The organism is Pantoea sp. VS1 (genome assembly GCF_002207995.1).
In the GTDB taxonomy this organism is placed as follows: Bacteria; Pseudomonadota; Gammaproteobacteria; order Enterobacterales; family Enterobacteriaceae; genus Pantoea; species Pantoea dispersa.
Genome location: NZ_NHZE01000010.1, coordinates 83684 through 93508, shown reverse-complemented (window position 1 = coordinate 93508; position 9825 = coordinate 83684). Strand labels below are relative to the sequence as shown.

The 9825-nt window shown below is 57.6% G+C and carries 12 protein-coding genes; 2 read left to right on the top strand and 10 right to left on the bottom strand.

The window, feature by feature from the left end:
- Positions 1 to 127: 127 nt before the first annotated feature.
- The 6 genes from pgpA to nrdR form a co-directional block, all read right to left on the bottom strand.
- Entirely contained in the window at positions 128 to 619 is a 492-nt protein-coding gene (pgpA, locus tag CBW22_RS05885; protein ID WP_021507165.1) for a phosphatidylglycerophosphatase A, read from the bottom strand.
- Positions 606 to 1583 carry a thiamine-phosphate kinase gene (gene thiL / locus CBW22_RS05880; RefSeq protein WP_088516232.1) on the bottom strand — a complete coding sequence of 326 codons (978 nt, stop codon included), beginning with the start codon at positions 1581 to 1583 and terminating at the stop codon, positions 606 to 608. The genes pgpA and thiL overlap by 14 nt, the downstream gene beginning before the upstream one ends.
- A 46-nt stretch (positions 1584 to 1629) precedes the next feature.
- Complete coding sequence (gene nusB, locus CBW22_RS05875; protein ID WP_031279648.1) at positions 1630 to 2049, bottom strand: transcription antitermination factor NusB; 420 nt, start codon at positions 2047 to 2049, stop codon at positions 1630 to 1632.
- Between the two features lie 19 nt (positions 2050 to 2068).
- Positions 2069 to 2539 carry a 6,7-dimethyl-8-ribityllumazine synthase gene (gene ribH / locus CBW22_RS05870; protein ID WP_058769383.1) on the bottom strand — a complete coding sequence of 157 codons (471 nt, stop codon included), beginning with the start codon at positions 2537 to 2539 and terminating at the stop codon, positions 2069 to 2071.
- A gap of 93 nt (positions 2540 to 2632) precedes the next feature.
- Positions 2633 to 3736 (bottom strand): bifunctional diaminohydroxyphosphoribosylaminopyrimidine deaminase/5-amino-6-(5-phosphoribosylamino)uracil reductase RibD, encoded by a 1104-nt coding sequence (gene ribD, locus CBW22_RS05865; protein WP_088516231.1) that lies wholly within the window; start codon positions 3734 to 3736, stop codon positions 2633 to 2635.
- 3 nt (positions 3737 to 3739) lie between these two features.
- Complete coding sequence (nrdR, locus tag CBW22_RS05860) at positions 3740 to 4189, bottom strand: transcriptional regulator NrdR (RefSeq protein ID WP_031279647.1); 450 nt, start codon at positions 4187 to 4189, stop codon at positions 3740 to 3742.
- Between the two features lie 171 nt (positions 4190 to 4360).
- On the opposite strand from nrdR, the gene lysM reads away from it, so the two are divergent.
- Both lysM and CBW22_RS05850 read left to right on the top strand, forming a co-directional pair.
- Positions 4361 to 4798: a peptidoglycan-binding protein LysM gene (gene lysM, locus CBW22_RS05855; RefSeq protein ID WP_021507159.1), complete on the top strand. Its 438-nt coding sequence runs from the start codon at positions 4361 to 4363 to the stop codon at positions 4796 to 4798.
- A gap of 15 nt (positions 4799 to 4813) precedes the next feature.
- A complete protein-coding gene (locus CBW22_RS05850; RefSeq protein ID WP_088516230.1) occupies positions 4814 to 5386 on the top strand; it encodes a DUF3251 domain-containing protein in 573 nt (190 codons plus the stop codon).
- A 65-nt stretch (positions 5387 to 5451) separates the two neighbouring features.
- On the opposite strand, the gene secF is transcribed toward CBW22_RS05850, so the two are convergent.
- The 4 genes from secF to tgt are packed head-to-tail and all read right to left on the bottom strand — an operon-like array spanning position 5452 to position 9786.
- Positions 5452 to 6420, bottom strand: coding sequence for a protein translocase subunit SecF (gene secF / locus CBW22_RS05845; RefSeq protein WP_058769379.1), 969 nt, complete (start codon positions 6418 to 6420; stop codon positions 5452 to 5454).
- Positions 6421 to 6430: 10 nt separating this feature from the next.
- Positions 6431 to 8278: a protein translocase subunit SecD gene (secD, locus tag CBW22_RS05840; protein WP_088516229.1), complete on the bottom strand. Its 1848-nt coding sequence runs from the start codon at positions 8276 to 8278 to the stop codon at positions 6431 to 6433.
- A 25-nt stretch (positions 8279 to 8303) separates the two neighbouring features.
- A complete protein-coding gene (gene yajC, locus CBW22_RS05835; RefSeq protein WP_021507155.1) occupies positions 8304 to 8636 on the bottom strand; it encodes a preprotein translocase subunit YajC in 333 nt (110 codons plus the stop codon).
- A gap of 25 nt (positions 8637 to 8661) precedes the next feature.
- Positions 8662 to 9786 carry a tRNA guanosine(34) transglycosylase Tgt gene (gene tgt, locus CBW22_RS05830; RefSeq protein WP_021507154.1) on the bottom strand — a complete coding sequence of 375 codons (1125 nt, stop codon included), beginning with the start codon at positions 9784 to 9786 and terminating at the stop codon, positions 8662 to 8664.
- Positions 9787 to 9825 lie beyond the last annotated feature (39 nt).

The window sequence follows — 9825 nt, the reverse complement described above, 5'->3', positions numbered from 1 at the left end:
ATGGTAACAGTCTCAGTCCAGGGCATAGTGAGTCTCCTCTGCTATGCCGTTTATAACTGTTACCCATGTGCCCGGTCTAAAGTGTTACCCATGTGCTCGGTTTGTACCTTCATGCGCACCTGGCGCATTAAAGCACCAGCCCCAGCCCATACAAAATCGCCGCTGAAATGACCCCGGCGATAATGTCATCGACCATAATGCCCATGCCGCCGTGCACGTTACGGTCGAACCAGCGAATCGGCCACGGCTTCCACATGTCGAAAATACGGAAAATCACAAAGCCGGCCAGCACCCATTGCCAGCTCATCGCCGGTATCGCCATCAGCGTAATCCACATGCCGATGAACTCATCCCACACGATGCTGCCATGGTCGTGCACGCCCATATCACGCGCGGTGCGGTGACACAGGTAGACACCCACGCTGATGCCAATCAGTACCAGCAGCGAATACAGCTGCAGCGGCAGCAGCGTCATCAGCCACCAGAAGGGAATGGCGGCAATCGAACCGGCGGTGCCGGGCATAATCGGGCTCAGGCCGCTGCCAAAACCGGTCGCCAGCAGGTGCCACGGATTGGCCATGCGCAGACGGCTTTTAGCCACATCTTTATTTAGCGTCAAAGTGATCAAATCCCTTGTGATGGAAACTGCGCGGCTTGCCGTTCTCCAGCAGCGTCAGCCCTTCTGCTTCCGGCGCGATCTGGCCGATGCAGGTATACGCCACGCCAAGATGCCCCAGCGCCACATCCAGTGCACCACGATTGACTTCCGGCACGGTAAAGCACAGCTCATAATCTTCCCCCCCGCTCAGCGCCCAGCGCAGCACCTGCTCCGGCTCAAAGTGATCGCGCAACGCGGCCGACAGCGGCAGCGCATCCAGATTGATGCGGGCACCGACGCGGCTGGTGGTGAGAATGTGGCCGAGATCGGAGATCAGACCATCGGACAGATCGATGGCTGATGTCGCCAGATTGCGCAGCGCCTGGCCCTGCAGCACGCGCGGCATCGGGCGCAGATGGCGCTTGATCAGCACTTCATGCACCGCCGGATCGTTCAGGCGATGATGGTGCTGCAGCAGCGACAGCCCAGCAGCGCTGTCGCCCAGCGTGCCGGTGACAAAAATCCAGTCACCCGGTTTGGCCCCGGCGCGCTTCAGCGCACGGCCGGCCGGCACCAGGCCATGAATGCCCAGCGTCAGGCTGAGCGGCCCGCGCGTGGTATCGCCGCCGATCAGCTGCATATCGTAATAATCCAGCAGCTCAAACAGGCTGTCGCTGAACGCGGCCAGCCAGGGTTCATCTACCTCAGGCAACGTCAACGCCAGCGTTAACCATGCCGGATCGGCGCCCATCGCCGCCAGGTCGCTCAGGTTAACCGCCAGCGCTTTGTAGCCGAGATCGGCCGGATGGATATCACGTAAGAAATGCACGCCCGCCACCAGCGTATCGGTGCTGATGGCCAGCGTCTGTTTTTCCGGCACGTTAAGTAACGCGCAGTCGTCACCAATTCCCTTCTCCACATCGCGGCGGGAGCTGGTGACGCGGTTAAAATAACGTGCGATCAGTTCGAATTCACCACAGGACATAAGTCAGGTCTCAATGAAAAAAGGCCGGTGAGCCGGCCTTTTTCACTTATTTTTTGTTCGGTCGAATTTGCGGAGCGGCTTTATCCAGCACGCCGTTAACAAATTTGTGGCTGTCTTCAGCACCAAACACTTTGGCCAGTTCGATACCTTCGTTGATCGCCACTTTGTACGGCACATCGTCACGCTTGCTCAGTTCATAGAGCGAAATGCGCAGGATGGCTTTTTCTACCTGGCCCAGCTCTTCCAGCTGGCGCGACAGGTAAGGCTTCATCAGGCCGTCCAGGAACGCGCTGTTGGTCGCCACACCGGCCAGCAGTTCGCGGAAATAGCTAATATCGACGTCTTTGACGTCTTGTTCCGCCAGAAACTGGTATTCCACATCGGCAATGTCGTTGTTAGACAACTGCCAGGAGTAAAGCGCCTGGACAGCGCACTCACGGGCGCGACGACGAGCAGCAGGTTTCACAAAATTCCCCTTACAAAAATCAGGCTTTGATGGCTTTCAATACGTTAATCATTTCAAGTGCGGTCAGGGCCGCTTCGGCGCCTTTGTTACCCGCTTTGGTGCCGGCGCGTTCAATCGCCTGCTCGATGTTTTCGGTGGTCAGGACGCCGAAGGTCACCGGAATTTCGCTGTTCATCGCTACGTGAGCGATGCCAGAGCTGGCTTCACCCGCCACGTATTCGAAGTGTGCGGTACCGCCACGGATCACCGTGCCCAGTGCAACGATCGCGTCGTGCTTGCCGGTTTTCGCCAGGGCGCGTGCCGCCAGCGGCAGCTCGTAAGCGCCCGGTACCCAGACCACGGTGATGTTTTCCGCTTTGACCTGGCCAATACGCTTCAGCGCGTCAACTGCACCGTCCAGCAGGCTGTCATTGATGAAATTGTTAAAACGCGCGATTACGATGGCAATCTTGGCATCAGGCGTGGCAACAGCAGCTTCGATAACTTTCATACATATCCTTTGGGTGTTTGTTTTATGGCCCCGCAGAAGGGGGCGGATTCTATCATACTCTTCGGCAACGCGCTCAGGCTTTTCCGTGCATGCTCAGCGTGGTGTCAGGGTCAGCCGTAAATCGTCGCCAACCTGACGCACATCGCTAAAATTCAGCGCTGGCGCATCGGCCAGCGTTTCCAGTCCCGGCAGCGCACACAGGCCGCGCGCGGCGTTACCCAGCAGTTTCGGCGCCAGATAAACGATCAGTTCATCCACCAGGCCGGCCTGCAGCAGCGCACCGGCCAGACCGGCACCGGCCTCGACCCACACGCTGTTGATCTGACGCTGACCGAGCAGCATCATCATCGCCACCAGATCGAGCTGCTCACCGCGCGGCGGCACCTCAATCTGACTCACGCCCGGCGGCCAGCTTTGTGCATTAGCCTCCGTGCGCATCAGCCAGGTTTCGCCGGGCTGAGCGATCAAACGATGCTGTGGCGTCACGCGCTGCTGACTGTCGATCACCACCCGCACCGGCTGACGCAGCTGGCTCTCATCCAGCTGCTGGCGCACGGTCTCGCTCAGTTCATCCCAGCGCACCGTCAGCGACGGATTGTCCGCCAGCACGGTGGCGCTGGTGGTAAGGATAGCTGAACTGCGGGCACGTAAACGTTGCACATCGCGCCTTGCCGCTGCGGAAGTGATCCACTGGCTTTCGCCGCTGGCCATGGCGGTACGGCCATCCAGCGAGGCGCCCAGTTTGAGCTGAATCCACGGAAAACCGGTACGCATGCGTTTGAGAAAACCGCGATTAAGCGCTTCCGCTTCGTTCATCATCAGGCCGTGACTCACGTCGATGCCGGCCTGCTGTAAACGATACAAGCCGCGCCCGGCCACCTGCGGATTAGGATCCTGCATCGCCGCGACCACCCGGCTGACGCCGGCGGCAATCAGCGCATCGCAGCACGGCGGCGTCCGACCGTGATGGCTGCAGGGTTCCAGCGTGACATATGCGGTAGCACCGCGTGCGTGGTCACCCGCCATGCGCAGCGCGTGCACTTCCGCGTGCGGTTCACCGGCGCGCTGATGCCAGCCTTCGCCCACGATCTCGCCGTCGCGCACGATAACGCAGCCGACGTTAGGATTCGGGGTGGTGGTATATTGTCCGCGCCGCGCCAGTTCCAGCGCGCGCGCCATGTAGTGCGCATCGGTCATGAATTAATCCTGTAAGCGGGCGATCTCTTCGCCAAAATCACGAATATCTTCAAAACTGCGGTACACCGATGCGAAGCGAATATAAGCAACTTTATCCAGCTTCTTCAGCTCTTCCATCACCAGGTTACCAATCAGCTTGCTGGGAATTTCACGTTCGCCGGTGGCGCGCAGCTGGGTTTTTATGTGATTGACCGCATTGTCGACGGCATCCGCGCTCACCGGACGCTTCTCCAGCGCCTTCATCATGCCGCTGGCCAGCTTATCTTCGTTAAAGGGTTCGCGCACGTCGTTGCTTTTCACCACGCGCGGCATTACCAGCTCGGCCACTTCAAAGGTGGTAAAACGCTCATGGCACACCAGGCACTGGCGGCGGCGGCGCACTGAGGAGCCTTCACTAACCAGACGTGAATCAATCACTTTGGTGTCCACAGCGGAGCAGAATGGGCAATGCATGACGTTTCCTGTCGCGAGAATTGGGGGCAGATAGTGTAGCGCGTTCCCGGTTGCAACAAAATACAGGGCGCAGAATCGCCACCTGGCTCACAGCGACGCCTGACGGTTACAGCAAACCGTGAAAAGTTACTAAGCTTAGAGAGCCAATCCGGCTTAATGACAGGAGGATGTATGGGTTTATTCAATTTCGTCAAAGAAGCGGGTGAAAAACTGTGGGATGCGGTGTCAGGCGGCGATGACCAGAGCAAAAAGCTGCAGGAGCACATTAATCAACTCGGCCTGCCCGACAGCGATAAAGTGAAAGTCGATGTCCAGGGCGATACCGTGAAGGTCAGCGGTGACGGTATCTCGCAGGAGTTGAAAGAGAAGATTCTGGTGGCGGCGGGTAACGTGGCCGGCATCACCAAAGTGGAAGATAACGTCACCACCAGTGACAGCGCCACGCAGGCCGAATTCTACACGGTGAAAAAAGGCGATACCCTGAGCGCTATCTCGAAGCAGGTGTACGGCACGCCGAACGAATACAACAAGATCTTTGAAGCGAACAAGCCAATGCTGACGCATCCTGATAAGATCTATCCCGGCCAGGTTTTACGTATCCCTAAATAACCGGAAGGACATTGCATGACGTTCAGGATGATTTGGGTGCCGGCAGCGCTTGCTGCGCTGGTGCTCAGTGGTTGCAGCTCCACCCCCGCTTCACCTCAGGTCAAAGCGCTGCATCAGGAAGTGAGCCAGCTCAACCAGCAGATGCGCAAACTGACCAGTCAGGCCAGCGCGCTGGAGATTCAGGGGCAGCTCAACAGCCAGTCGACGCAGGGCGCATGGTTACTCCCGCAGGCGAATACGCCGGTAGAGCTGCAGACGCAGCTGGGTAAACTGCGCCTGTCGCTGTCGCACGTTGAGGGGGAAGCCAGCGGCAGCCGCGCTAACCTGAATATCCGTGCAACCGATGATAAGCCGGTGCCGGCACTCAGCGCCCGCGTGGTATGGGGCGAAATCGATCCCGCCAGCGGCAAGCCGCTGAACGCCGACAGCCTGAGCCAGACCATTACCGTGCCCGCCAGTCTGATGCCGCGCAGTTCGGTCAGCGTACCGCTGCGCCTCAGCGGGCTGGCACCGGGTCAGCTCGGCTACGTGCGTGTGCATGATGTGCAGGCGGTGACGGACGCCAGCACGGTCGTTGCAGGCCAGTAATTCTGGCGTCAGGCATAAAAAAAACGGGCTGCACTCAGGCAGCCCGTTTCATTTCTCCGGCACAATTACGGCAGAATCGAAGGCTGATCGGCGCCCTCTTTCTCTACTTTCTGCACCAGCATGTGTTCACGCTTCATGCCCAGCTTCAGCGCCAGCGCGGACGACACGTAGATCGACGAAATGGTACCGATGGTGACACCGATCAGCATGGTCAGCGAGAAGCCTTTCAGCAGCGCGCCACCAAAGATGAACAGGATCAGGATCATCGCCAGCGTGGTGATCGAGGTGATCAACGTACGGCTCAGCGTCTGGGTCAGCGACACGTTAGTGATATCGTAAGAAGAACCGCGACGGATTTTGCGGAAGTTCTCACGAATACGGTCGGAAACCACGATCTTATCGTTGAGCGAGTAACCAATCACCGACATCAGCGACGCCACAATCGTCAGATCGATCTCAATGTGGAACAGCGACAGAATGCCGCAGGTGATGATCACGTCGTGCGCCAGCGCCAGCACGGTGCCCAGCGCCAGACGCCACTCAAAGCGAAAGCCGATGTAGATCAGAATCGCAATCAGCGCCGACAGCAGCGCCATCGCCCCGGCCTGCGCCAGATCGCTGCCCACGCTCGGGCCCACGAACTCAATTCGCTTCACGGTCGCGTTTTGCTGCGTCGTCTGGTTGATCGAGGCAACCACTTTATTGCCCAGCTCCTGGCCTGCATTGCCGGTGGTCGGTGGCATACGCACCATCACATCACGGCTGCTGCCAAAGTTCTGTACCAGCGGCTCCTCAAAGCCTGCCTTCACCAGCCCGTCACGCAGCGCATCCAGATCCGCCGGCTTCTCGAGGTTGATCTCAATCACCGTCCCGCCGGTGAAATCGAGCCCCCAGTTAAAGCCGCGCACACCGATAATGGCGATGGACGCCACAATCAGCAGGCCGGAGATGATAAAGGCCAGCGTGTCCCAGCGCATAAAGTCGACGACTTTACGCCCATGGTTCAGCTGTTCAATACTATATTCCTGTGCCACAACGCACTCCTCAGATAGACAGCTTATTGATGCGTTTGCCGCCGTACACCAGGTTAACGATGGCACGGGTGCCGACGATAGCGGTGAACATGGAAGTCGCGATACCGATAGCCGTGGTAATCGCAAACCCTTTGATCGAGCCGGTACCGACCGCATAAAGAATGATAACTTTAATCAGCGTGGTGACGTTGGCGTCGACGATACTGGAGAAGGCGCCTTTATAGCCTTCATGAATCGCCTGCTGTACCGAGCGTCCGTTACGCAGTTCTTCTTTAATACGTTCGTTAATCAACACGTTAGCATCCACCGCCACCGCCAGCGTCAGCACGATACCGGCAATGCCCGGCATGGTGAGCGTGGCGCCCGGTAACAATGACATGATGCCGACAATCAGCACCAGGTTGCACAACAGTGCGCTGGTCGCAATCAGACCAAACTTCTTGTAGAACACCACCATAAAGATGATGGAGGCAATCAGACCCCACAGACAGGCTTCGAGACCCTGCGTGATGTTCTGCTGGCCCATGGTTGGACCGATGGTCCGCTCTTCCACAATCTGGATTGGCGCAATCAGCGCACCGGCACGCAGCAGCAGCGACAGCTGACGCGCTTCGTTCGGGTTGCTGATACCTGTAATACGGAAGCTGTTGCCGAGGCGCGACTGAATGTTCGCCACGTTAATCACTTCTTCCTGCTTCACCAGAATCGCACGACCGTTCGCATCTTTCTTACCGCTGTCCTTGTACTCCACAAACAGGGTCGCCATCGGCTTGCCGATGTTGTCCTTGGTGAAGTTGGACATGATGTTACCGCCGGCGCCATCAAGCGAGATATTTACCTGCGGCTGGTTGTACTCATCCATGCTGGACGTCGAGTCGGTGATGTGGTCACCGGTGAGAATCACGCGCTTGTACAGCACCACCGGCTGACCTTCACGCGTCTTTTTCACTTCCGAGTCACCCGGCACGCGGCCGCTGGCGGCTGCGCTCGGATCCACCGAGGTGTTGACCAGGCGGAACTCCAGCGTTGCGGTAGCACCCAGAATCTCTTTAGCACGCGCGGTATCCTGGATACCCGGCAGCTCAACCACGATGCGGTCAGCGCCCTGACGCTGTACCAGCGGCTCAGCTACACCCAGCTGGTTCACACGGTTACGCAGGATGTTAATGTTCTGCTGCACCGCATATTCGCGCGCTTCACTCAGACGCGCATCGGCCATCACCGCACGCAGCGTGTCGCTGCCAGCGCTGGTGATCACCAGGTCGCGATGGCGCGGCGTCAGATAGCTGATGGCCGCATCACGGCTGGCGCCGTCGCGGAAGCGTATTTCGGTGCCGTAGTTAGCGATTTTGCTAACGTTGGTGTAAGGGATATTTTTTTCGCGCAGATCGCTGCGCAGGCCATCAGCATTCTGCTCCTGCAGCTTGCCGAGGGCAGTATCCATGTCGACTTCCATCAGGAAGTGCACGCCGCCGCGCAGATCGAGGCCGAGTTTCATCGGTTCAGCGGCCAGCATGGTCAGCCAGCGCGGTGTGGCAGGGGCCAGGTTGAGCGCCACGACGAAATCTTCGCCCAGCGCATTGGTGATGGCTTCACGCGCGCGTAGCTGAATATCCGTGTTAGCGAAACGGGCCAGAATGGCACCATTTTCCAGCGCGAGGGATTTGCTCTGGATATTGTCTTGTTTTAATACGGTCTGGATCTGATCCAACGTTTGCTCACTGGCGGCGCCACCGCGCGCACCAGTGATCTGAACGGCCGGATCCTCACCATAAAGGTTAGGAAGCGCATACAGCAGGCCGACGAGAATCACGACGACCAGCATGATGTACTTCCACAAAGGATAACGGTTTAACACGGCAGTTCCCTTCGGGAAGAATAAATTACAGCGCCTTCATTGTACCTTTCGGCAGAACGGCGGCCACGAAATCACGTTTAATCACTACTTCAGTGGTGTCGTTCAGGGCGATAGCGATGTAGCCGGTTTCAGCCACTTTCGTTACGCGGCCCACCAGGCCACCGTTGGTCAGCACTTCATCACCTTTGGAGATGGAATCCATCAGCTTTTTGTGATCTTTGGCGCGCTTCTGCTGTGGACGCAGGATCATGAAGTAGAAAATCAGACCAAAAACCACCAGCATGATCACCAGAGAATACGGACTTCCCTGAGACGGAGCGCCAGCTGCGGCCACGGCGTCAGAAATGAAAAAGCTCATTAAATTTCCCTCATTGATAGAATTATCAGACGTTTAACGGTGGAACCGCTTTGCCCGTCCGTTGGTAGAACTCGCTAACAAAGTGCTCTAATTTACCCTCTTCGATGGCCTGGCGTAAACCCGCCATCAGACGCTGGTAATAGCGCAGATTGTGGATGGTGTTCAGACGTGCGCCCAGTATTTCGTTACAGCGATCAAGATGATGCAAGTAGGCACGCGTGTAATTGCGACAGGTGTAACAATCACACTCCGCATCCAGCGGCGCGGTGTCATCTTTGTATTTCGCATTGCGGATTTTCACCACGCCATCGGTGACGAACAGATGGCCATTGCGCGCGTTACGCGTTGGCATAACGCAGTCAAACATATCGATACCGCGGCGAACGCCTTCCACCAGATCTTCCGGTTTGCCGACGCCCATCAAATAACGCGGTTTGTCTTGCGGAATTTGCGGACAGACGTGTTCCAGGATGCGGTGCATGTCCTCTTTCGGTTCACCCACCGCCAGGCCGCCCACAGCGTACCCATCAAAGCCAATCTCTACCAGACCTTTAACCGAGACATCACGTAAATCTTCGTAAACCCCGCCCTGAATAATGCCAAACAGCGCATTTTTGTTACCGAGCGCGTCAAAGCGGTCGCGGCTGCGCTGCGCCCAGCGCAGTGACATCTCCATCGAGCGTTTAGCGTAATCCCAGTCCGCCGGATACGGCGTACATTCGTCGAAAATCATCACGATATCGGAGCCGAGATCGTACTGAATCTCCATCGATTTTTCCGGGTCGAGGAAAATCGGGTCGCCGTTGATCGGGTTGCGGAAATGCACGCCGGCTTCAGTGATCTTACGGATATCGCCGAGGCTGAACACCTGGAAGCCGCCGGAGTCGGTCAGGATCGGTCCCTGCCAGTGCATGAAATCGTGCAGGTCGCCGTGCAGTTTCATGATCTCCTGCCCCGGGCGTAGCCACAGGTGAAAAGTGTTGCCCAGCAGGATCTGCGCGCCGGTCTCTTTCACTTCTTCCGGCGTCATGCCTTTGACGGTGCCGTAGGTGCCGACCGGCATAAACGCCGGGGTTTCCACGACGCCGCGATCAAAGACCAGACGGCCACGGCGCGCGCGCCCGTCGGTGGTATCTAATTCAAATTTCACATTGACCTCTTTCGATAATCAGAGAAACAGTCTGATTAC

Coding starts and splice junctions, on each gene's coding strand:
- CBW22_RS05850 (WP_088516230.1), top strand. CDS start 4,814: ATGACGTTCAGGATGATTTGGGTGCCGGCAGCGCTTGCTGCGCTGGTG.
- ribH (WP_058769383.1), bottom strand. CDS start 2,539: ATGAAAGTTATCGAAGCTGCTGTTGCCACGCCTGATGCCAAGATTGCC.
- thiL (WP_088516232.1), bottom strand. CDS start 1,583: ATGTCCTGTGGTGAATTCGAACTGATCGCACGTTATTTTAACCGCGTC.
- nrdR (WP_031279647.1), bottom strand. CDS start 4,189: ATGCATTGCCCATTCTGCTCCGCTGTGGACACCAAAGTGATTGATTCA.
- yajC (WP_021507155.1), bottom strand. CDS start 8,636: ATGAGCTTTTTCATTTCTGACGCCGTGGCCGCAGCTGGCGCTCCGTCT.
- ribD (WP_088516231.1), bottom strand. CDS start 3,736: ATGACCGATGCGCACTACATGGCGCGCGCGCTGGAACTGGCGCGGCGC.
- lysM (WP_021507159.1), top strand. CDS start 4,361: ATGGGTTTATTCAATTTCGTCAAAGAAGCGGGTGAAAAACTGTGGGAT.